At 37.6% G+C, this 23378-nt stretch carries 23 protein-coding genes; 12 read left to right on the plus strand and 11 right to left on the minus strand.

The features are described from left to right. Nucleotides 1-82 precede the first annotated feature (82 nt). From FZC40_RS09750 to FZC40_RS09770, 5 genes are all read right to left on the minus strand, one after another. Complete coding sequence (locus FZC40_RS09750) at nt 83-1576, minus strand: NAD(P)H-hydrate dehydratase (protein WP_148603783.1); 1494 nt, start codon at nt 1574-1576, stop codon at nt 83-85. Nucleotides 1577-1754: 178 nt separating this feature from the next. Then, nucleotides 1755-2432 carry a peptidoglycan-binding domain-containing protein gene (locus FZC40_RS09755; RefSeq protein ID WP_186843877.1) on the minus strand — a complete coding sequence of 226 codons (678 nt, stop codon included), beginning with the start codon at nt 2430-2432 and terminating at the stop codon, nt 1755-1757. Beyond that, nucleotides 2425-3162, minus strand: coding sequence for a YebC/PmpR family DNA-binding transcriptional regulator (locus tag FZC40_RS09760; protein WP_148603787.1), 738 nt, complete (start codon nt 3160-3162; stop codon nt 2425-2427). Before FZC40_RS09760 ends, FZC40_RS09755 begins: the two co-directional genes overlap by 8 nt. A gap of 88 nt (nt 3163-3250) precedes the next feature. Continuing rightward, nucleotides 3251-4054 (minus strand): GTP pyrophosphokinase, encoded by an 804-nt coding sequence (locus FZC40_RS09765; protein ID WP_148603789.1) that lies wholly within the window; start codon nt 4052-4054, stop codon nt 3251-3253. Between the two features lie 228 nt (nt 4055-4282). Further along, nucleotides 4283-4693, minus strand: a complete 411-nt coding sequence (locus tag FZC40_RS09770) for a hypothetical protein (protein ID WP_148603791.1) — start codon at nt 4691-4693, stop codon at nt 4283-4285. Nucleotides 4694-4833: 140 nt separating this feature from the next. Between FZC40_RS09770 and FZC40_RS09775 the strand changes: the two genes are divergently transcribed. The 3 genes from FZC40_RS09775 to FZC40_RS09785 all read left to right on the plus strand — a co-directional run bounded on the left by FZC40_RS09775 (nt 4834) and on the right by FZC40_RS09785 (nt 7816). Then, entirely contained in the window at nt 4834-5616 is a 783-nt protein-coding gene (locus tag FZC40_RS09775) for a PP2C family protein-serine/threonine phosphatase (RefSeq protein ID WP_148603793.1), read from the plus strand. A 99-nt stretch (nt 5617-5715) separates the two neighbouring features. Further along, nucleotides 5716-6852 (plus strand): MGDG synthase family glycosyltransferase, encoded by a 1137-nt coding sequence (locus FZC40_RS09780; RefSeq protein WP_148603795.1) that lies wholly within the window; start codon nt 5716-5718, stop codon nt 6850-6852. Nucleotides 6853-6967: 115 nt separating this feature from the next. Then, nucleotides 6968-7816, plus strand: coding sequence for a DegV family protein (locus FZC40_RS09785; RefSeq protein ID WP_148603797.1), 849 nt, complete (start codon nt 6968-6970; stop codon nt 7814-7816). Between the two features lie 163 nt (nt 7817-7979). On the opposite strand, the gene FZC40_RS09790 is transcribed toward FZC40_RS09785, so the two are convergent. After that, nucleotides 7980-8177 (minus strand): cold-shock protein, encoded by a 198-nt coding sequence (locus FZC40_RS09790; RefSeq protein ID WP_148568443.1) that lies wholly within the window; start codon nt 8175-8177, stop codon nt 7980-7982. Between the two features lie 358 nt (nt 8178-8535). On the opposite strand from FZC40_RS09790, the gene FZC40_RS09795 reads away from it, so the two are divergent. After that, the gene (locus FZC40_RS09795; protein WP_148603799.1) at nt 8536-8763 is read left to right on the plus strand and encodes a hypothetical protein; all 228 of its coding nucleotides are present in this window, start codon (nt 8536-8538) and stop codon (nt 8761-8763) included. Nucleotides 8764-8809: 46 nt separating this feature from the next. Then, nucleotides 8810-8929, plus strand: a complete 120-nt coding sequence (locus FZC40_RS17770) for a zinc-ribbon domain-containing protein (RefSeq protein ID WP_148603801.1) — start codon at nt 8810-8812, stop codon at nt 8927-8929. Between the two features lie 84 nt (nt 8930-9013). Here the strand turns inward: FZC40_RS17770 and lepA are convergent, their stop codons facing one another. After that, nucleotides 9014-10819 carry a translation elongation factor 4 gene (lepA, locus tag FZC40_RS09805; RefSeq protein ID WP_148603803.1) on the minus strand — a complete coding sequence of 602 codons (1806 nt, stop codon included), beginning with the start codon at nt 10817-10819 and terminating at the stop codon, nt 9014-9016. A 200-nt stretch (nt 10820-11019) separates the two neighbouring features. Here lepA and rpsT point away from each other — a divergent pair, with 200 nt between their 5' ends. Beyond that, a complete protein-coding gene (gene rpsT, locus FZC40_RS09810; protein ID WP_148568439.1) occupies nt 11020-11286 on the plus strand; it encodes a 30S ribosomal protein S20 in 267 nt (88 codons plus the stop codon). 104 nt (nt 11287-11390) lie between these two features. On the opposite strand, the gene holA is transcribed toward rpsT, so the two are convergent. From holA to FZC40_RS09825, 3 genes are read right to left on the minus strand one after another with little or no spacing between them, the layout of a single operon-like run. Continuing rightward, a complete protein-coding gene (holA, locus tag FZC40_RS09815; RefSeq protein ID WP_148603805.1) occupies nt 11391-12407 on the minus strand; it encodes a DNA polymerase III subunit delta in 1017 nt (338 codons plus the stop codon). Between the two features lie 12 nt (nt 12408-12419). Continuing rightward, entirely contained in the window at nt 12420-14792 is a 2373-nt protein-coding gene (locus tag FZC40_RS09820; RefSeq protein WP_148603807.1) for a DNA internalization-related competence protein ComEC/Rec2, read from the minus strand. Between the two features lie 12 nt (nt 14793-14804). Beyond that, nucleotides 14805-15533 carry an MBL fold metallo-hydrolase gene (locus FZC40_RS09825; RefSeq protein ID WP_148603810.1) on the minus strand — a complete coding sequence of 243 codons (729 nt, stop codon included), beginning with the start codon at nt 15531-15533 and terminating at the stop codon, nt 14805-14807. A gap of 248 nt (nt 15534-15781) precedes the next feature. On the opposite strand from FZC40_RS09825, the gene FZC40_RS09830 reads away from it, so the two are divergent. The 4 genes from FZC40_RS09830 (at nt 15782) to FZC40_RS09845 (ending at nt 19814) form a co-directional block, all read left to right on the plus strand. Continuing rightward, a complete protein-coding gene (locus FZC40_RS09830) occupies nt 15782-16705 on the plus strand; it encodes an alpha/beta fold hydrolase (protein ID WP_148603830.1) in 924 nt (307 codons plus the stop codon). Between the two features lie 78 nt (nt 16706-16783). Continuing rightward, the gene (locus FZC40_RS09835; RefSeq protein ID WP_148603812.1) at nt 16784-18406 is read left to right on the plus strand and encodes a putative manganese-dependent inorganic diphosphatase; all 1623 of its coding nucleotides are present in this window, start codon (nt 16784-16786) and stop codon (nt 18404-18406) included. Between the two features lie 62 nt (nt 18407-18468). Beyond that, nucleotides 18469-19302, plus strand: coding sequence for a hypothetical protein (locus FZC40_RS09840; protein WP_148603814.1), 834 nt, complete (start codon nt 18469-18471; stop codon nt 19300-19302). A 131-nt stretch (nt 19303-19433) separates the two neighbouring features. Beyond that, a complete protein-coding gene (locus FZC40_RS09845) occupies nt 19434-19814 on the plus strand; it encodes a helix-turn-helix domain-containing protein (protein ID WP_148603816.1) in 381 nt (126 codons plus the stop codon). A gap of 388 nt (nt 19815-20202) precedes the next feature. On the opposite strand, the gene FZC40_RS09850 is transcribed toward FZC40_RS09845, so the two are convergent. Further along, a complete protein-coding gene (locus tag FZC40_RS09850; RefSeq protein ID WP_148603818.1) occupies nt 20203-20847 on the minus strand; it encodes a redox-sensing transcriptional repressor Rex in 645 nt (214 codons plus the stop codon). Between the two features lie 148 nt (nt 20848-20995). Between FZC40_RS09850 and FZC40_RS09855 the strand changes: the two genes are divergently transcribed. Then, complete coding sequence (locus FZC40_RS09855; protein WP_148603820.1) at nt 20996-22924, plus strand: ABC-F family ATP-binding cassette domain-containing protein; 1929 nt, start codon at nt 20996-20998, stop codon at nt 22922-22924. A 30-nt stretch (nt 22925-22954) separates the two neighbouring features. Continuing rightward, nucleotides 22955-23191, plus strand: coding sequence for a hypothetical protein (locus FZC40_RS09860; protein ID WP_148603822.1), 237 nt, complete (start codon nt 22955-22957; stop codon nt 23189-23191). The last annotated feature ends 187 nt before the right edge of the window (nt 23192-23378 follow it).

A 23378-nucleotide genomic window follows, 5' to 3' on the forward strand; every position in this document is an offset into this window, starting at 1 on the left:
CTTTCTGATTATAACGGAAATAAAAATCGGAGAAACAGGATCAACATGACCCTATTTCTCCGATTTTATTAATTTGTTTTAATTATTTCAATACGTATTTCAAGGAATCAATAATATTGTGGGCGGTAAGTGTGCTTTGTCCGAAATGAGAAGCATAATAATCACCTGATTTTCCATGATAGTATACACCGGCTTTTGCCGCTTCAAACAAATCGACATTTTGTCCGGCAATGCCAGCGATCATACCTGCCAGCACATCGCCACTCCCTCCGGTTGCCATGCCGGGGTTTCCCGTAGAATTAAACCAGATTTCTCCGTTAGTTCCAAAAATCATCGTACGAAATCCTTTTAAAACCACCACTACTTGATACTCGATCGCAAATTTCTGACCATATCCAATCGGATCGTTGATAATTTCTTCACAAGGCACATCAATCAGTTTTGAAAGCTCTCCAAAATGTGGTGTAATAACCACCGGTGTTTTAGATTCTTTTAGATAATCAATCACTTTGGCAAGATGAAAAAGGCCGTCAGCATCAATAACTACCGGTAAAGACCCTTCGAGAAGATGCTCCAGAATGAGACTATAATTCTTTCCTCTTCCTATGCCAGGGCCAATGAGAACAACCTTTTTTTTATCGCTTTTGATATCATCTTCAGTGATGTTGCAATCATAAGTCTTGATCAGCACTTCCACTGGCGCACGGGAAACCACGGGAATGTAGATTTCTTGGGGAACGTAACAGGTAACCAACCCACTGCCGCTTTTTAATGCACCATTAAGCGATAAAATGCCAGCCCCACTCATTCCTTTTGATCCGGCTATAACTACAACGGAACCATAGTCATATTTATGGGAGTTCTTTTTTCTTTTTTGGGGAAATTTCAAATTCTTTTCCTGAATATAGTATTTTTCATTGGAAATGCTGTTCTCATCGATTCCGATATCGACAACAACGGTATCACCGGTATGATCAGGACCATCGTTCAACAAACAGCCAGTTTTATAGTTTTGGATAACAATCGTTTTGTCCGCTAAAATAGCATTCTCAAGACTGAGACCGATATCTCCCCGCAATCCAGAAGGAATATCAATGGCTATCTTTTCACCTTCAAAATCGTTGACCATATCAAAAAGGCGAAGATACTTTTCCGGAAGACTTTTGTCTTCTAATCCGGTTCCAAAAATGGCATCGATGATGTGGGTTCCTTTGGACAGCATCTGTTTCAAATCTTCAAAATCTGATGCTTCTAGTAAATAGCGTACCGGAATATTATTTTCTTTCAGTTTTTTTAAATTAATCTTGCTGTCATCAGATAATTTTTCTTCTTTTTCGGTCATAAAAAGATGTACCATATAACCTTCTTTTGCCAAATGCCGGCCAATGACCTGACCATCTCCGCCATTGTTTCCCGACCCGCAAAGAATAATAATCAAGGAATTTTGATCAATATCTTTCTTGATGAATTCCGCACAAGCCTGTCCAGCTCTTTCCATAAGCTCAATACTAGGTGTGCCTGCGACAATAGCGTTACGATCCATAACGGACATTTCACTTGGTGTAACAACTTTCATTTTATCCTCTTTTCATCTACCATCAAAAGAATCTTACTGACCTAATAATCACAACATTATATCATTTTTTTGTAAACAATTGTTTCAAATGCCAAATGTCCAAATTTCAAGGCCAATCATTTTATCCATTGCAAACCCACAATGAAAAATAATTGACCTTAAATACCCGCTCATTAATTTATTTTTTTAATGCATCTAATGCTTTCATTGTGTTTGCATCAATCTTTCCCGTTTCGGTAAGACTGTTGGCTTTTTGGAAGGCCTTTACTGCGGTTTCAGTGGCATCATCAAATGTTCCCGTCGCCTTATCCGCCGCCAAGTATTGTTTGTCAACCAGAATTTGCTGATAGGTCTGTACCATTTTGCCGCTGTTGCCTTTTTCAAATTTGATGTCTTCGGCCACCAAAGAAATAATGGTAGAGCGATCAAGTTTTCCGTTTTGATCCAGACCTTTCATTGCCTGATAGGTTTTAATAGCTGTTTGAACGTCATCCGTGATCTGATTTGTTGGCTGGCTTGCTAAAAAGCCAAGTGCATATAAAACTTGAGTATAATCCTTAATCTCGTCATTCGTATCTCCAAGGGCATATTCGGTAATTACAACGGTAGTCCCATCAGAGGTTTGAATTTCAGATGTTTTATTGTCTCCATCTTTACTGGTTGTTGAACCATTCGTTTGTGCTCCAATGGCAATGGAATATACCGTTGCTATGCCTTGTGGTTTCATAGAAAGCTGATCCGCCGCAGAATACACATTCTCAATTACAAATGAGGACATCAAAAAGATCAAAAGCATTGAAAAAACGACATAAAGAACCACATCTTTAAATCTCTTAAAAAGAGTATCCTTACTCATCGTCTTCACCCGGCCAGTTATGCCATACTTCCTGGACATCTTCATTATCATCAAACATGTCGATCATTTTAAGCATTTTCTTAATGTCATCGGGATCATCCAATTCAACTTCTGTTGATGGGATCATAGCAATTTCAGCGGAAGTAAGTTCATAACCTGCTCCCTTCAGCGCGTCACACACCTGTCCAAAATCTTCCGGTTCGGTGCTGATTTCATAACCTTCTTCAGAAGTTTCAATGTCGTCAGCTCCTGCCTCCAGGGCGATCATCATTAGATCCTCTTCATCAAACTTATCAGATTTTTCAATCATAATCTGGCCTTTTTTGGTAAATAAAAAGCCGACGCAGCCACTGGTTCCCAGATTTCCTCCGTTTTTATCAAACGCGTGTCGCACATCCCCCGCAGTTCTGTTTTTATTATCGGTGAGGGTTTCAACAATGACTGCAACGCCTCCTGGACCATAACCTTCATAATTGATTTCTTCGTAAATACTTCCGTGTAGTTCTCCTGCACCTTTTTTTATTGCTCGGTCGATGTTGTCATTCGGCATATTTGCTGCCTTAGCTTTGGCAACCGCTTCCTTTAATCTTGCATTCATATCGGGATCGGGTCCACCCTCCCGGGATGCAACAGCAATATATTTCGCTAATTTGGTAAATATCTGACCACGCTTAGCATCTATTTTTCCTTTTTTGTTTTTAATAGTCGACCATTTTGAATGTCCTGACATCGACAACCTCCTAAATTCTTTTTTTAATGTTTTTACAATGTTTTATTATAACATACTGCCCTTTTTTCACAAACCTATTTTTTATTTCTTATGCTTCAGACTCTATTGTATTCACTTCTGTCTCTAATTCTTTTCTAAGCAGAATGAGTTGAATAATATCTTCCTGTTCAAACAAATCATCAAATATTTTCTCATACCGGGATGCTTTTTCTCCCTGATTGAGCTTGTATAAATATCCAATATTGTCGAGAATGCTGGTTACCGAGCTTGATTTCAGGCCAAAAAGACGTTGTGCATTTTGAATTTCCTCTCGGATAGAAGACATTTCATGATCCACATCATTTACCGCATTGGCTGCATTGACAAGCCGTAGCCTAACCTCATCCGGAATGTTTTCCTTATATTTATAATTTAAGGAATGCTCAATAATAGACCAGAAGTTCATGGCCAAAGTTCGAATCTGTATTTCAACAAATAAATGTTGAATACCGGCGACACTAAAAACAGGATAGCGAATGATGAGATGGTAACTTTTATATCCGCTGGGCTTTGCTTCACTTATATAATCTTTCACCTTAACGATTTCCATATCACAGGCAGATCTCTTTTTAATAAGTTCAACAACCTCATAAATATCTTCTTCAAATTGACACATAATTCGAACACCGGCGATATCTTGAATGTTATCCTCTAATGATTCGATATCAACCCCATAATTGTGTATTTTCTCTAAAATACTGGATACGCTTTTTACCCGACCATAAACGGATTCGATCGGTGAGTACTCTCCGATTTTTTCATATTGCTCTTTAAGACTGTTAAATTTTAATACAATCTCATCTACTGCCTGATGATAAGGGATGAGAAATTCTTGCCAATATTTAGTACCCAAAATATTTACCTCTTATTATTCATATCAGGAAAGCATCTTCCCTGACATGAATTTTTCTGCTTCATTCGAGCTTCAAGCTCGTCTATTATTTTTTACCATAATGTTCTTTTAGCCAAACAGATTATACGGTATAAGTGTCATTTATTGTTGTAATCATTATTTTCCTTGAAAAGATTAAAGAGACGAATCCGTTTGTTTAATCTAAGCAGATTCGTCTAGTCTCATCTTTTATATTAAATTGGTAACACATTCAGGCATTTCTTCTTCTGCACAGCTTATGCTAAGTACAAACTTGATTTCATGAGTTTCATTAACTTTTTGAATTTTTTCAACCATACCACAAACATCAGCAGGTTTTTCAGCATTGATGAGACGCAATAGATTATCAATAAATACCATTTTAATATCGTAATTCTCTGCGACTAAACCGTTTAGAAATCCAAAAAGTTGATCAACTCCGGATATTCCAAACTCTTCCATGTTTATAAATCTGATCTTAGTATCTACTTTTACTCGATATTTGTCTCTGTCGTTAAGAAAAATGACATCCCCTTCACAGGTCTCAAGTGCAGTGTTTGCCATGTCAATCATTTTCTTTGTCTTTCCGCTTCCTTTTGAACCGTATACAAACTCAATCATTTTAGACACCTCATTTCATTTTGATAATTTCATTATAATGGTTAGTTTCAATAATTTCAATCATTTTTATAGAAATCCCTCTAACAAGTTAAAATTTAATATGGTATACTTGGTTTTAATAAGAATGAGGAGGTCTCAATTTGAATAATTCCGACCATTACAAAGCACTTGTTGCTCTTTTTGATAAACAATTGGAATTTGCGCAAAACCTCCAGCGCAAGATTATTCCTTCCCCTGGATCTTTTATTTCCGATGATTACCATTTCTATAGTTATCTCAGGCCTTTTCGAATAGTTGGGGGAGATTTTTATGACTTTCATTTTTTGGAAAACGGAAAAATCAGCCTTCTGATTGCAGATGCAACGGGGCATGGTATCGATGCGGCAATGATTACCAGTATGATTAAATTAAGTTATTCTTATGCCATGAAGGACGACTATATCAACCAATCCCCCAGCTTAGTCCTTAAACAAATCGGATCAGATATCTGTCAACAAATGGATAACACTTTTTTTACTGCGATTGCCCTGGTTTTAGATCCCAAAGAAAAAATGCTCTGTTTTGCCAATGCTGGCCATCCATCTGCCATTCTTCTGAAAGGCAACCACCATGTTGATTTACTGAAACCCAGTCTTCCCATGTTGGGACTTCAGCAGTATATGCCTGAAATGAATTATTTCGACATGTTTCTTGATTTTTCCAAAGGAGATAAGTTACTTCTTTTTACTGATGGACTCGTTGATGCTCAAAACCCCGAAAGTGAAGAATTTTCTATGGAACGCTTAATTTTCATTGCTAAAAACAGTTCGCACCTCCCAATTAATCAAATTGGTAAAAACATCATTACTGCCTGTATGGAATTTAACCGCCATCAACCACCTTCAGATGATATCTGTATATTAGGTATTGAGTTCGATGAATAAAACTTTTTTCTAATCAAAATCTAATTATTCTTCTCTAAACTTAAGATGAAAGTTATATAGAGATTTTTTGTAATAGAATCTCAAGAGAGGACGATTACCATGTTAGAACCTAAACGTATTCTAATTTTAACTTGTTCCCACGGATCTGGCCATAAAATGGTAGCCAATACCCTTAAGGAAGGTTTTGAATTACAGGGGCATCGTGTCTCGGTACGAGATTTATTTAATGAAACCAACCCAACGCTCAATCGATTTATAGAGAAATCCTATTTACTTTCCTACTCAATCGGAAGTAACTTTTATAAACGCATTTACTATGATTGCGAGGATAATGCGCACAAAAAATTCATCTATAATCTTTGGCATTTTACTGATAGAACCTTATTAAAAATGATCAATGAATTTAAACCCGACTGTATCATAAATACTTACCCTTATACAATTTCGTCCATTATGAAAAAGGAATTTTACCCTGATATCAAGGTCTTTACAGTCGTGACGGATTTTTGCATTCCCATGGCCTGGATACATCAAGACACAGATCGCTACTATATCGCCTGTGAAAATGTAGAAGATACGCTTCTATATGAAGGAATTCCTCAAAGTAAAATATTAAAAACGGGTATTCCTCTTCGCAGCGCTTTTTATACCCACGAAAATCGTCGCAAGCTTATCAAAAAGTATAATTTAGACTCCAATAAAATGACTTTAATTGTTTTTGCTGGAACCTATGGTGTACTAAAAAATATTAAAGAAATCTGTCGGCGAGCCGATCGCATCGAGAATCTGCAAACCCTTGTAATTTGCGGGAATAATCATAGTTTGGAACAGGAATTATCCCTTGAGGCTTTCAAAAATACAAGAGTTTTTGGTTTCGCATCAAATATTAATGAGTTTTATACCGTTGGTGATCTAATGATAACAAAGCCAGGAGGAATCACATTAAGTGAAGTGGTCGCAAAAAATATACCTGTTATATTATACAATCCTACTCCAGGACAAGAAGGCGAAAATGCTCAGTGGTTCAAGCGTCAAGGAGCAGCTGTTGTGGCCAATAACATCTCTGAATTGTTTCTTGCCATTGAAGCACTGAAAGACAATGAGCTTAAACGTTTTTCCATGAAAAGTGCAACAAACAAAATATTTTATGGCCATGCGACCTCTTTAATTACTGAAGATGTTCTGACACAATTGAATTCAGATGAATCAATTTCTTATCGAACGGAGTCTCTGTGATTACTCTTCCAAAAGGTTCTTTAAAAATTTTAGTTTAGTTTGAAGTTTTGAAAAGGTACATTAGGCAAAATAATTATCACTTATTTATAGATTAAGATGAAATGAGGAAAATGAAGTGAAACCAAGAATTATCAGCGACAGCTCCTGCGATTTACCTTTAAATTTTTTAGCAAAAGAAGATATCGATTTTTCAGTCGTACCTTTGAAAATTATTGTTGGCGATCATGAATTTATAGATGATGAAACCATTAATACAAAGGAACTCATTGCAGCTATGAAAGAATATAAAGAAGCGTCATCAACAGCCTGCCCTTCCCCAGAAGAATTTGCAGCAGAACTTAGAAAAAGTGAAGAAAACTATGTAATCACCATTACTTCTGGTCTCAGTGGAACCTTTAACAGTGCCCGTGTTGCTGCGAATATGGTTCTTGAAGAAAATGGCGACCGAAAAATTGGATTATTTGATTCTCTGGCAACTTCTCCCTCTATGATTTTAATGATCATGAAGCTTCGTGAGTGGATTAAAGCCGGAATGTATGATTTTGAAACCATTTGTGAAAAGCTTTCCGAGTATCAGAAAACACTGACTCTCCTTTTTTTACTACAGGATCTTTCAAATCTTGTTAAAAGCGGACGAATGAGCCGTATTGCAGGGGCTGTAGCTTCTGCCCTTTCGATTATGCCGATATGCCGTGCGACAACGGAAAAAGGCGAAATTGAAGTCGTCGAAAAAATAAGAGGTGTAAAAAAAGCACTATCCAGCATGGTCAATATGGTGGAAGCGAAAGTAAAAACGCATGAACAGTTTCCAGTGGTGATTACGCATTGCAATAATTTAAGCCAGGCGGAAACATTGAAAGATCTCCTGGAAAAACGGTTTAATCTCAAAGAAGTATATATATTCCCGATGCATGGCTTGACATCCTACTATTCCAATGATAAAGGTCTGATAATGTCCTTTTAAATAACAAATTACACCACTATAAGCAGCCTAGGACTATGACCCCAGGCTGCTTTTGTTAATTATGCTTTCTTCTTGTCTAATACTACCAACACCATTTGACACAGAACCACTTAAAAACTAAAAAAAACTTATGCCTTTCAGCATAAGTTTAAAATATTTGAAATTAGATAACTCGAATATTTTCGGCTTGTGGTCCTTTTTGACCTTGAGTTACATCAAAAGTAACTTCTTGACCTTCTTCTAAAGATTTATATCCATCTGACTGAATTTGTGAAAAATGTGCAAATACATCTTTACCATCTTCCCCTGTTATAAAACCAAAACCTTTTTCCGAATTAAACCATTTTACTGTACCACTCATATGTGTGTACCTCCTAATTTTATTCCCTAAATCCTTGTAATATGAATAACAACTACATTTCTAAATTAGGATGATACGTTTAAACATAAGTACCAATTAAAAAATATTACTGTTAAATTTATTTACTATTAATTTAAGCTATAATTTATAATAACACATATCCCAGATATTTGCAAATTTTTTATGAAATATTTTCATTGTTCTTAATAAATTTAATAAATTCTGAAATCATCGTACTTAGATGCCGGGTTCTAATTCCATATTGAAAATATATTTAAAAAAATGCTTTTAGCCCATAGAAAGTGGGTAAAATTATTGACAAGAGCTGTAATAGAAAATTTTTAGGAGGCAAATAAAGATGTTGAATGAATTAGATGTAAAAATCATCCGATACGCAGACCATTTTGAGGTATTTCAGGATGGATTAATGGTATCCAGGAAAGAGTCCATTAGAAAGATTTTAGATCATGGGGAATGTGAGGAATTTTACGACAACTGCGTTTATAATTCAGATGAAAAAGCAAACGAAAAGCTCGGTAAAATTATAATTGGATTATTTACCGGGGATTATGCAAAAGTGGAGTAGCAACAATGACGAACATAATACCAGAATTTGAAAGGAGTAATTAATTATGTCAAATGATTTACTTGGCGGTCTTTTAAACGGAAATGTTTCTTTGATATGTTCGAATTGCGGCACAAAAAATAGAAGCACGGCTAAGTTCTGTGGTGAATGTGGTACCCCATTATAAAAACGAAAAGTGTCCGATTTGAATTCATCAATTATTTCTCAATGAAAATTGCAATATCGGACACTTGATTATATATTTTCTTTCTTAAGAATCTAGTTTTAACACAGCCATAAAAGCTTCTTGAGGAACTTCTACATTGCCGACTTGACGCATTCTTTTCTTTCCTGCTTTTTGTTTTTCCAAAAGCTTATGTTTTCGACTGATATCTCCACCATAGCATTTTGCCAAAACATCTTTTCGCATAGCACTTATGGTTTCTCTGGCAATAATTTTTGTTCCAATGGCGGCCTGTATTGGAATCTCAAACATCTGTCGAGGAATTTCTTCCTTAAGTTTTTTGACGATACCACGACCTCGAGCAACCGCTTTTTCATCATGTACAATAAAAGATAAGGCATCCACCGGTTCTCCATTTAAAAGAATATCCAATTTAACCAGATTTGATGGTCGATATTCTTTAATATCATAGTCAAGAGATGCATACCCCCGAGTACGGGATTTTAGGGCATCAAAGAAATCATAAATAATTTCATTAAGCGGTAATTCATACTCAAGAATGACACGGCTCTCTTCAACATAATTCATGTTTAAGTAAACACCTCGACGTTCTTGGCAAAGCTCCATGACCGTTCCTAAATATTCTGAAGGAAGCATAATATTTGCGTTAACAATCGGTTCTTCCATCGTTTTTATTTCAACCGGATTTGGAAGATTCGTAGGATTATCTACCCATAGCTCAGAGCCATCTGTTTTAATAACCTTATAAATGACACTGGGTGCGGTAGTGACCAGATCCAGATTGAATTCACGTTCCAAACGTTCCTGAATGATTTCCATATGCAGGAGACCTAAGAAGCCGCATCTAAAACCAAAACCCAAAGCAACAGATGTATCTGCCTCATAAAGAAGCGAAGCATCATTTAATTGTAGTTTGGCCAAAGCCTCTTTGAGATCTTCGAAACGAGAACCATCTGCCGGATAAATTCCGCAGAAAACCATAGATGTCACCTTTTTGTATCCCGGCAAAGCTTCTTTTGCCGGATTATCGGTTTCGGTTATTGTATCTCCAACTCGGGTTTCTCGAACATTTTTGATGCCGGCATTAACATAGCCAACATCTCCGGCACAAAGTTCATCAACAGGAAGTAAACCCTTGGCAAAAACACCAACCTCGTCGACTTCAAAAGATTTTCCCACTGCCATCATATCGATTTTCATTCCTTTTCTGATCTTACCTTGAACAACTCGAATGGAAGCAATAACCCCCCGATACTGATCATAGTAGGAATCAAATATCAAGGCTTGTAACGGTGCCTCCACATCTCCGGTTGGAGAAGGCACTTTTTTAACAATCGCCTCTAGTACCTCATGAATATTGATGCCTGCTTTGGCTGAAATAAGCGGTGCATCATGAGCATCAATGCCAATTATATTTTCAATTTCATCCTTAACTCTATCCGGATCAGCACTCAAAAGGTCAATTTTATTAATAACCGGTATGATTTCAAGATTGTTATCCAATGCCAGATATACATTGGCAATCGTCTGAGCTTCAATACCCTGGGAAGCATCAACAATCAATATGGCACCTTCACAGGCGGCCAGACTTCTCGACACTTCATAGGTGAAGTCAACATGACCAGGGGTATCAATGAGATTTAATATGTACTCTTCACCATCATCTGCAGTATACAAAAGGCGGACGGCCTGAAGCTTAATGGTAATTCCCCGTTCTCTTTCAATATCCATATTATCTAAAAACTGTTCTTCCATATCTCGTTTACTCAAGAGTCCGGTATCTTCAATTAGGCGGTCTGCCAGGGTTGACTTCCCATGATCAATATGTGCAATAATTGAAAAATTTCGTGTATGTAGTTGTTTGTTTGTCAATTTTTATAATCCTCTACTTTCGAATCTATCTAAATTTCAATCTAAATTATTTTAGTCTGTCCTAATGGTATTATTGAAGCCGTTTGTTCATTAGAAGAGTATTCTATCAATAAATATTTTTTTTGTCACGTTTTTTCTTGATATTTCTTCTCAAACGTGTTAGAATTGCTATGTTATAAATAAATGAGGGGGGTGAACCCATGGCTAACATTAAATCAGCTATGAAACGGGCTAAAACAAACGAAAAAAGTCGTCTTCGAAACAAAGCAGTAAAGACAAATCTTAAAACTTCTGTTAAGAAATTTGATCTTGCAGTTGAAGAAGGCAACGTAGAAGCAGCACAAGAAGCTTTTCGTTTAGCAACAAAGAAAATTGATATGGCTGCTACAAAAGGTATTTTACATAAAAATACTGCAGCACGTAAAAAAAGTACTTTGGCTAGAATTATCAACGAAATGACTGCTTAACAACCTCATTTATATCCCCCAACCCGTGTCTCAAGGGTCTATACAAAGATGTACTGCTCAGGTACATCTTTTTTCTTTGTTCGAAAACGGTATCTTAATGCCGTTTATTCAATCTTCATTAAAAATAACTCCAGTGCCAAATTCTGATCAATTTCGCCCAATTTCATCTGAGCATCCAGGTCTGCACCAATAATCATCAGATCCCACAGATTATCAATGGGATAATTCTTACCGTTTTTTAATATTTTATTGACTATAAAAGGGGCTACTTTCATTTCACTTGCCACTGATTTTGGCGGAAGCCCTTTTTTTGTATATATTTTCACCATCAGAAGCATCCGGATCTGTCGTAAAAGCAAACTGAAAACGCCAAATGGCGACTCTCCCTCCTGATAAAGCTGGTTGAGCATCAACAGCGCCTGTCCTTTGTCCCCAGTCATTGCGTAATCAATCATTTTAAAAATGCCGTCTTCAATGGATTGAGGCAAGATCAGCAGAATATCTTCCTTTGTAATTTCCTCCCGATCCCCGATGTAATCAATCAGACTATTTAGTTCATGATCCACCATTTCCATGGTCTTTTTCTCATTAACCAGATACATGGACCGCTGAACAAACAGTCCCATTACGGAACGCGATATTTTTTTGCCGGCATTATTGATGCGCTTTGTGAGCCATGCCTGGATTTCTCCTGCATCAAGCTTTTCAAAAACGACCACAGTGCAGTTTTTGGCAATGGTTTTATAGATTTTCTTACGTTTATCCGGTTGTTCCCAGTAAATAATCAAAAGTGTGGACGGGCAGGGATTTTCGAAATAGAAGGTCAGGCGTTCAAGATCATGTTTTCCCGTGATTTTATCAAACTGGGCTTCTTTTCTAATAACAATCATTCTTTTTTTACTCATCATCGGCAGTGTTTCACAGGTAGCAAGAAGTTCGGAAACATCCAAATTTTTATCACTGTAAATGGTCAGATTAAGAGCCTCTAATCCTCTGGAAATTTCCATATCAATGAGTGTTTTTTCCATCATGTGTCCAATATATTGTTCCGGACCTGTAAATAAGTAAACCGGATTGACCGCGTTGTTTTTTATATTATTATTAAATTCTTTATAATTCACTATTTATCTCCATTAGTCTGCATAGGTTTTATAATGTATCCATTCCCCGTTACTGGTGATTTCCACTGCTCCATTTTTATCTGTTCTCAGGGTATTTATATCCTGTTCATCCAAACGTCTGAGCACCTCATCGCTGGGATGCCCGAACGAATTATGCGCGCCTACGGATATCACCGCCATTTCAGGATCTACTGCCGTTAGAAATTCCTGTGTGGATGAAGATTTACTTCCGTGATGAGGAATTTTTATAACTTGAAAATCTTTCTCAGCGCTTTCTGCTTTCATATCATTAAGTATAAGTCTCTCTGTTTCAGCTTCGATATCCCCGCAAAGCAGCATATTAGTACCTTTATAACTGAGGCACATGACAAGGGATGCATTGTTTTGTTCGTCATCTTCCTTGGGCCTTATTTCCCCAGAGGGGCTGTATACTTCAATTCTGACCCCATCCTTCCCCTGTATGACGGAACCTTTTTCCAAAAGTGTGACCGGAACCGTGGATTGATTCAGAAGTGTTTCACTATTTGTGTTGATACTCATAAAAAGATTTTGAACCGGAAATTTGTCAAAGACAAGCTCTTCAATTCCCTGACAGTGATCCACATGATTATGGGTGAGGAACACCCCATCCAGTTTTCTGATATTCTTTGAGTACAATACAGGGTAAAGAACACTCTCGGATATTTCACTGGCTTTTGGAAAGAGGTAGCCCCCGCCATCAATCAGATAGTTCAGGCCACTCGGTGTTTCAATGAGAATGCTGTCCCCCTGCCCAACATCCAGAATCGTCACCACTAAGTTCTTTGGATAAAGCGGCAAAAGTATCAGTAACAGCCCCAGTACAAACCCGATTGCAAGCACCGTATTTTTGACCCGGCGGGATTTCAAAAAAAAGTATCCTGAAATCAAGAATGAAAACAATAAAAATATACAACTTTCTACAATTGTTAACCCGCCCCGATTGATCAACAGAAAATCCAGTGTCTTCCCCAGATCATTAATGCCATCCAGCATGACCAGAATAGATTTTCCTAAAAAAGCAAGGGGCATCGAAAACAGAATTGCCAAAAACGGGAAAAGACCTGCAATCACTAGGAAAATCATGCCAGCCAGTAAAAACAGGCCAATCAGCGGTACCACCAATAAATTCGAGAGAAAGCTTAAAAGGGTAAATGTTTTGAAATGATACAGCAGTATTGGAAGGGTGCCCAGTGTTGCACAAAAAGTCAAAATCAGACCTTCTATAATGGGGCCCATATTTTTCTTGATTCGAGGTGATTTTTTATTTCGCTGCTTCTTGCATAGAAAAAGCAACGGTTCATAAAATAATATGATGCCCAGCATAGCCCCCATGGATAATTGAAATCCAGCCTGAAAAAGCTGACTCGGCCATAGGCAAAGAATAATCAGTCCAGCCAGACAAAGCTGATTAAGGGGATCTTTTTCCCGATGAATCCCCTGACCGAAAGTAAGGCAAACAATCATAATTGCTGCGCGAACAACCGGTGGAACAAACCCCGTGAGGGCAACATAAAATAATAAAGCTGGTAATAAAAACAGCATCCAGAATTTTTTATTTATTTTAAGTGTTATCAGTATGAAAGAGATCGCTAAAAACACATATCCCACATGAAGCCCGGAAACAGACAAAACATGAGTAACCCCTGCATTTTGAAAGCTTTGCGTAAGATCTTCGCCGATATCTTTTTCTCCGAAAATAACGCCTTTGAGGAGATCTGACACATCTTCAGAAAAATAAGTGTCGCATTGCGTTTCAAAATGTCTTTTTATACTCAGGATAGTAAAATACAACGACGACTCTCGGCTTATCCGGTCAATCCCTTCCGGTGGAGCGACTAACAATCCGTCAATGGCTTGTGATTTGAGATAAAGACCATAGTCAAAACCCCCGGGATTTCTTTTCCCCGACGGTTTTGATAAAGTACCTTTGATGGTAAGGATATCCCCGGGATTAAAGACCTGCTGATCTTTTATTGTTTCTAAATATATTGTAACCTTTAATCCCATTGCTTTTTTGAGTGCTTCATTTTTTGTTGTGGCAATTTGTTTGGTTTTTATGTTTAAAACCATTCGGTCATCTTTTATAATCGGATAGTCAGTGACAACACCTGTTACCAAAACCTCCTTATCATAAAATGATGCCATGGGATCTGTTAAAGGAAATGCGCCATATCCGAGAATGATTCCACCACAGAAAATTCCCAATACAAATAAAAGCTGTGTTTTCTTGATTCTTTTTACAACCAGCGGCAGGAACACGAGGAGGCCGGAACACAACAGGATGGCCCAGACGGGAATCCTGTAATAAGCAAAAGCAATGGACAGTCCCAGGACAATGATCCCCCACAGTAAAGGTCGCTTCATAATCAAGCGAGCTTACAAATCTGTTAGCGCTTTTAATTCATAGGTTTTTCCAATCTCTGTGACCAAGAGTGAACCATTAAAATGTTTTTTCCCTTTTTCCAAATATTTGTCTGGATCTTCAAAGGGTGCCAGGTGCGTAAGAATCAGGGTTTTCACCCCTGCTTCATTTGCAATCTCGCAAGCTTCCTTGACGCATAAATGCTTATCTGAAACACAGTCTTCCAAAAATGCCGCGTCACAGAGCATCACATCAACCCCTTTAGCAAATTCAACCAGTGCCGGTGTATAGCAAGTGTCTCCGGTATAAAGAAACGTCGTTTCTCCATCGGTAATTTTGGTGCCAAAATCCAGAAAGGGATGCTTAAGTTTCTTAAACGTAAAAGTTAAATTTTCCTTTTCTATTTGCAATTCTTCGGTAATTTTCTTAATCAGAAAAACTTTTTTGTAATAAAGTGATGCCACCTCCAGGGCTGGCTCTGACGGTGCATAGATAGGCAGTTCAACACTTTTTTCCTGAAGTGCATAACGAAGCACGAAAAGATCGGCAATGTGGTCTGAATGCAAATGGGAGCAGATAATAAAATCAAGTTTTGAAAAGCTCATTGATTTCTGCAAATTTGCCAAAACACCGCTGCCGAAATCCAAAGCAATGTGGGTATTCTCTGATTCAAATAAATACCCGGAGGACGCTCCGCCCGGACCAGGATAAGGACCGGTATTTCCAAGTACCGTTAATTTCATTGTAGGACCTCTTTTCTCATTTTTTTATTTATTCTAATAAATAATTTCTTTTTCAATGTCTTTTCTATTATACACTGATTATCATAATTTTTGTATGAAGAAAGGTGTTTTTTTAATATGCTTTTGGTATAATGAATAGAAAATTATATATACACCCATTTATGGTTACAATAAAGTATGAATGCAAACATTTGTCACTAAAATATATTTCGCGACAAATCAGACTATTAGAAAGAAAGGTTGAAGAAATGATCAATTTCATTAAAAATACATTTTATGCTTCAGATGAATTGAAGCTTACCTATTATCAAACACCTCGTCCTCTTAAACCTCAGGGCGTTGTTCTGATTGTCCATGGTATGGCTGAATCTGCAACACGTTATCAAGAATTTTCAGATTTTCTCTACACAAACAATTACATTGCCGTTGCTTACGATCAACGCGGTCATGGACAAACGGGCATCGACTCAGGCGATATGGGCTTTTTTTCAAGTGGCAATGGTTGGGAACGCATCATTTCAGATGTAAAAGAAATCTCCTGTTCTCTAAAAGAATCTTATCCGGATCTTCCCCTTTTTCTCATTGGCCATAGTATGGGATCCGTGGTTGCACGAAATGCTGTCATTTCATTTCCTGAGCTCTATAACAGCGCCATTATCATTGGAACTACCATCGGGATTAACGGTTTAATGCGAAAAATAGCCAGCTTGATTGCCAAACATGAAATTCGAAAGACTGGCGAGAAGACACCTTCGGAATTGCTTTCAGATCTCTCCTTCGGCGGCTATAACAAGAAATTCAAACCAAACCGCACTGACTATGATTGGCTGTCTTTGAATAAAAAAAATGTCGATACCTATCTGGACGATCCTCTTTGCGGATTTACCTGCAGCTCCGGTTTCTATCGTGATCTTTTTTATGGCATTCAGTTTACCAGCGCCTACTCTAACCTAAAAAAAATTCCCTGCGATTTTCCCCTATTATTTCTATCCGGCCGAGATGACCCCGTTGGCGGTATGGGAAAAGAAGTGAAACGAATTGTCCAGCTTACAAAAAAAACAGGAGTTAAAAATGTTGATCTTATCCTTTACCCACTTCTGCGACATGAAATTCTCAATGAAGATCGTCGGGAATTGGTTTACAATGACGTTCTTCGGTTTATTGAGAAGTAGCAAACTATTGAAAATTACGCTAATCATTCGCAAAATTGGTTAGCGTATGATATTATGACCTAAAAGGAGGCTGCCACAATGACTCAAAACATTTATGTCTTCGGGCACCAGAATCCGGATACAGATTCTCTCTGTTCGGCTATCGCCTATGCAAATTTAAAAAAAGAGCTTGGATATACCCATGTTTTTCCTGCTCGTCTCGGATCAATTAACAAGGAGACTCAGTTTGTTTTAGATACATTCCATGTTAATCTGCCAGTACTTATTAAAAATGTGAAGCCTCAGGTATCTGATCTTGTTCTTACCGATTTTTCAATGGCTAACGAAAAGGATTCCATTTCAAAAACCATGGACCAGATCATCAATCATCCTGGTCGATCCCTTCCTGTTATCAGTGATGAAGGCAAACTTATAGGCATGGTTTCAGTATCTGATATTATCCCATCTTATACAGATGCTTTTTCAAAATCAATTCTAAGGGACAATGAAACCCCCTTTGACAATATCATCGAGCTCCTGGATGCTCAGATATATGGATCTCTTGAAACAAGTACAGTATTAGGAGATGTTTATACCATTACCGAAATTGTAGCGGATCAAAAGCTCAGTTCTGATGATATTCTGGTAACTGTTCAGCAATCAGTTTATTTAAGCCGTGCCTTTAAAACAGGAGCCGGGACCATTATCGTGTCCAATACATCTCCAGATATCCCTTTCCATATTCCCGATGATTATAAGGGTGCCATTTTAACAGTAACTTCAGGGCCATTCGAAGTCATTCGTCTTTTATGCCAGGGAATCCCCATAAAGAATTATTTTAAAAAAAGCAATCTGGAATATTTCATGACTTATGAAACCATTGATGATGTAAAAAAGAACATGCTTACTTCCGACTATGAACGATTCCCTGTAGTTAACGTGGATGGTCAAGTTATTTCAACTATTTCAAGAAGCAATTTAATTGATTTCAGCCGAAAGAAAGTTATTCTCGTGGATCATAATGAACGTAGCCAATCCATCATCGGTGTGGAAGAAGCAGAAATCATTGAAGTCATCGATCATCATCGGGTGGCTGAAATTCAAACATCAACCCCTTTATATCTACGTATTGAACCTTTGGGGTGTACATCTACGATAGTCGCAAAAATGTATCATGAAAACAAAGTACCGATTTCCAAACCCATGGCAGGACTGATGCTAAGTGCTATTATTTCGGATACCCTTCTTTTTAATTCTCCAACCTGTACCACCGAAGACGAAATAATTGCCAAAGAGCTTGGGAACATTCTTGATCTTGATATAAATAGTTATGGTGAAAAAATGCTGGTCGCTGGGAGTAATCTAAAGGAAATGCCGCCGTTAGAGATAATTACTACGGATATGAAAATGTTCACCATGGGCTCCTCTAAAATCGCCGTATCCCAAATCAACACCGGAGATTTTAGAGGAATTTTTGACAAGCTCGATAATGTGTTATGGGAAATGAACAATTTATGCCAGCAGGAAAATCTCAACCTCTCGATTCTGATGGTCACTGATATCATTTTAGGTGGAACTGAGTTAATTGTTGCCGGCGAAAACAAAAAACTCGTAGATCTGGCCTTTGGACTTCACCCTGGGGAATTCAGCAAATTTCTGCCCGGTGTTTTCTCCCGAAAAAAACAAATCGTTCCTCCGCTGATGAATGCTTCCGCCTACTAATCAAACTTGACCATAATAACAATGAAGGAGAGCACTTTTAATTTATTAAAAAGGTGATCGATATGAAAAGCAAAAATAAATCTCATCAGCTGAAATTTCTTTCCACTATTTCTGTACTTCTTCTTATTCTATCACTGACCTTTCTAGGAACAGGGTGTGTGAAAAAAGAATTGGTAAATGATCCGTCTACGGGTGAAATTTTACCGGTAGGGAATTTGAAATCTCTTTCTGATGGCCAGTTTACAGCAACCACACATTTTTATGATACCCGGGGATACGCCCAACAGATCGATATCATCATAAAAAGTAATATTATTACTCAAGTCAATTTTAAAGAGATCTCTAGAAATGGCATAGATCGTCTAACTCTTGAAGGTCCAGAGAAATACTGGGGTAATCTTGCCCTGCTAAATCTCAACTCACTTTATTTCCGATTATATAATGACTTGATTCTTTCCCAAAATCCAGATGAAATTGAAACCATTTCTGGGGCGACCCAAACATCTGAGCGTTTCATTCAATTATCAAATGCCGCTATCGGGCAGGCAAAGAAAGGTGATCATGAACCCATAAAAATTGATACATTCGATACCTATACTGTAGTCGGCTCGATCGATCAAGATGGGTTTCAGGGAAATCTGGTGGCAACATTTAACGGCACAAGGCTTACAGCACTGACTTACGATGAAATACGAGCTGAAGACGGAAAATCAAAGCGCAAATTCACTGATTCCACTAACAACATAAATTATTCTGTTTTGTTTGATACTTTCATTCGTGATACATTGGCTAGCCAAACCTTGGAATCCACATCAACAGAGGGAGAACCATCACCTGAAAAAGCAAAATTTTCAGAATGTATTCGCTTGTTAAAAGAATTAAGAACTTCCTTTTAACTCATCTTAATAGTTTCTTGATTTAACTCACCATTGACAAAGAATATTGACAAATAGTAATTATATGTTATACTGAATTATCTGGTTATGCTTTCAATCCAACAATTTTAAATTTAAAGAAGGTGAAAAAAATGGAAAACAATACTTTTGGTAGTCGATTAAAAGCGCTGCGAATTTCTAAACGGTTAACCCAAGAAAATTTTGCAAATCTTTTTTACCTTAACAAGAGTTCAATCTCTAAATATGAAAAAGATAAGAATTTACCAGAGAACCAATTACTCATAAAAATCGCTGATTTTTTCGAGGTTTCTGTGGACTATTTACTATGCAGAACAGATCAACCCAAGCTTTTGCCAAGTAATCCAAAGCCAATGACTTGTGAAGAATTTTTAGAATCCTATGTCTTTTCGAACGAAGAGGTAAACTCCTTTTCTTCTTATTTCTCTTTCCCAGAGAGTTTTAAGCAGGAAGTGTTAGATTTTATTAATTTCAAAAGTTCCAACGGCAAGTAATTCAAAAAATGATGAAGAGGACCTTGTTTAAATAACTTGTTATATTATAAAGAGCTTGTTTTATCAAGCTCTTTTTTTTTTCACTTATTCAGCTGCTCTTCTTAATTTTCCCTATCTTCTCCTTACAAAAGGGTGTTAGATATTGATCAATCTCCCACTGCGTAACCTGACTGCCATAGGCATTCCATTCTGCAAGTTTGCAGCAACCACCAAATAAGGATTGATCGATGGATCAGGATTTCTCATGTTAGTCAGCGTGGACGAACCCTTAAACATAATTTTATTGTTTAAGGGTTTTTCATGATACCGATGAGATCTGTAAATTATAAACGAACAAAAGCAACATTTTCTTTTTTGACTTAACTAAAAATAAAACCATTCATCTTCTTTATTCCGGATCTGTCACTTCTTTTAATAAATAAGTTAGGGTAAACAAACTATCTGTGATATTAACATTTTCCACCACGACATCGTCGGGTAGATCAAGATCTAATGGACTGAAATTTAGAATACCTTTTATCCCCAGATTCGTCACAGTTGTGGCGACTTGTTGCCCAACCCCTCTAGGTACACACAAGATACAAATATCTATTTCATTATTTTTAACGAAATCTTCGAGCTCATCCATATGTTTGACGACCACGTTGCCTACAACGGTACCAACTCTTAATGGATCAACATCAAAAGCACCGATGAGCATCACACCTTCACGTTTAAATCGTTCATAATTTGCAATAGCATGTCCCATATTACCACTACCGATAATAATACAAGTATAATCACTGTCAAGGCCAAGAATTTCCTTGATAGCTTCTCTTAATTCTAATACATTATAGCCATACCCCTGCTGACCATAACCCCCAAAAGAATTCAAATCCTGACGAATCTGAGAAGCTGTTAAACCCATAAGACTTGCTAATTCTCTTGACGATATTTTTTCTATGTCATTTAAAAGTAAATCAGTTAAATATTGGTAATACTTTGGCAACCGTTTTACAACGGTCATTGATACTTTTTTTGAGAAACGATGCATAATAACTTCTCCTTTCTGAGAAATACTTCGTTAATTATATCAATAGGTATACCTAACGTCAAATTATTCATTTTAATTTTATTGTTTTTTTGATAGAATAGTATAAGTTATTCTAAAAACATGAACAAAAACGAAAACAGGTGAAGAAATGTTAATTAATATAGAAAACCTACACTTTAGTTACGGCATCCATGAAATTTTTAAGGATCTGAACTTATCTATCAATGAAAAAAAACAAATCGGCCTTGTCGGAAGAAACGGCACCGGTAAGTCAACCTTATTGAAACTGATTACCGGAGAACTGGTTCCTGAAAGAGGCCATATCCGAACAAAAAATGGTCTCTCCCTTGGCTACCTGGCTCAGGAGCCTGCCATAGCTGAAAGCATGACCCTGGAAGAAATGCTCACCTCTGTCTTTCAATCCTTGATTGATATGGAAAAGCGGATTAAATACATCGGTGATCAAATTGCCAAAAGCTCTGGCAATGCACAGGAAAAGCTCATGACTGAATTCGGGGAGCTTCAAGAAATTTTTTCAGAAAAACGCGGCTTTGAGTACCCCAGCCGCATTCGGGGAGTCATTAACGGGCTAGGTTTTAAGCCGGAAGACCTTGATAAACCATTCTCCGTTCTTAGTGGCGGTGAAAAAACGCGGGCTACTCTTGGTCAAATTCTTTTAAAGGAACCTGATCTGCTGCTGCTGGATGAACCCACCAACTATCTGGATATCGATGCTCTCCAATGGTTGGAACAATATTTAAAAGGTTATTCCGGAACCTTTATTATTATTTCCCATGACCGTTATTTCATGGATAAGGTTTGCACCTCCATTATTGAAGTATCTCAGCAGAATATAATAGAATATTTAGGGAATTATACCCACTATGCAGTAAAAAAGCGGCAGAATATAATGGAGCAGAGCCATCAATACCAGCAGCAAATGAAAGAAATCAAGCACCAGGAGGAAGTGATCAAGCGGTTTCGGGCGTACAACTCCATTAAGAGTTCAAAACGAGCTGCGAGCCGGGAAAAAGCCCTCGGCAAAATTGAACTGATGGATAAGGCAGACGTCGTGCATAACAGTCATTTCAGCTTTGTTCCACGGGTCAGAAGTGGAAATGATGTTTTAAGCGTTAACGGCATAAAAAAAACTTTTGATGGGCGGCTCCTTTTTCAGAATATGAGTTTTGAAGTTCACCGTGGCGATAAGATCGGTATTATTGGACCCAATGGTGCCGGTAAAACTACCCTTTTTAAAATTATTCAAGGCAAGCTGCAGTCTGATTCCGGAGAAGTTCGCTTTGGACAAAAAGTTCATATCGGTTATTTTGATCAGGAACATCAGGATTTAAAAAAGTTCTACAACGAGAATTTATTGGAGGCCATGTGGGATGTGGACTCAAAACTGTCAGAAGGCGAAATCAGAAACATTTTAGCCGCCTTTTTGTTTGTGGGCGAAGAAGTATTCAAGCCGATCAATACCCTGTCCGGTGGCGAAAAGGCCCGTCTTCTACTGGCCCGCCTTATGATTTCACAATCCAATTTTCTGCTTATGGATGAACCAACCAACCATATTGATATGGATACCAAAGAAATACTGGAAAGCGCACTTTCCCAATATGAAGGCACCCTGCTTTTCATTTCTCATGACCGGTATTTCTTAAACCGTATTTCCAATCAAATCTACCAGTTCTCAACTGCTGGAATGGAAATTCATTTAGGAAACTATGATGACTATTTAAGACATAAAAGCGAAGCTTCAGAACGTGAAATGCTTCTTGCCGAAGAAAATAAAGTCGTTATTACCAAAACCCAGCAAAAGACGGATCGAAAGAAGCAAAAGGAACAAGAGGCAAAAATCCGCCAGTTAAAAAAGCAAGTGAAAGAAATTGAGGATGCCATTACAGCCCAGGAACTGGAAATCAAAAAAGCAGAATTGGCAATGTGCCAACCTGATTTTTATGATTATCCTGACAATGCCGCCGAAATCACTCGTTTTTATGAAGAAAAGAAGCTTAGTCTCGCTGAGCTTACCGATAAGTGGGAAGATGCTTTAACAAACCTGGAAGAGCTATAAAAACAACAAAAATATTTTTTGGAGGAAAAGATGATGGAACTTATGATGGATGAAAAAAGAGTCTTAAATGCGATATTTAAGGATGTGAAAGGCACTACCCGAAACACGATGCTTCTTGCCCTGTATGCTGCAAAACCTGCTAACGATGAATCTCCTGATGCTCAGGCCATGATCAGTCTTCTCAATGGACTGATTGTTAAACTTGCCGAATTGAAACAACCTGAAATGGAAGTATTGTTTGCCGGCATCCCCTACGACGTTGACTAAAGACATCAGAAAAATTTCAATAGTATACAACAAAAGGCAGCCTCATCTCTGAGGCTGCCTCAGACTGAAGACAAAGGTCAGGGAAACCTGGCCTTTTTTAGTTTTTTGAAATCAAAAAAGCTTATTCCAAGGTTCATGGTTTATCATAAAATTAGAAAACAAATGGAGGCAAACCTTATGTTAACCA

This window comes from Acetobacterium tundrae, assembly GCF_008086615.1.
Classification (GTDB): Bacteria; Bacillota; Clostridia; order Eubacteriales; family Eubacteriaceae; genus Acetobacterium; species Acetobacterium tundrae.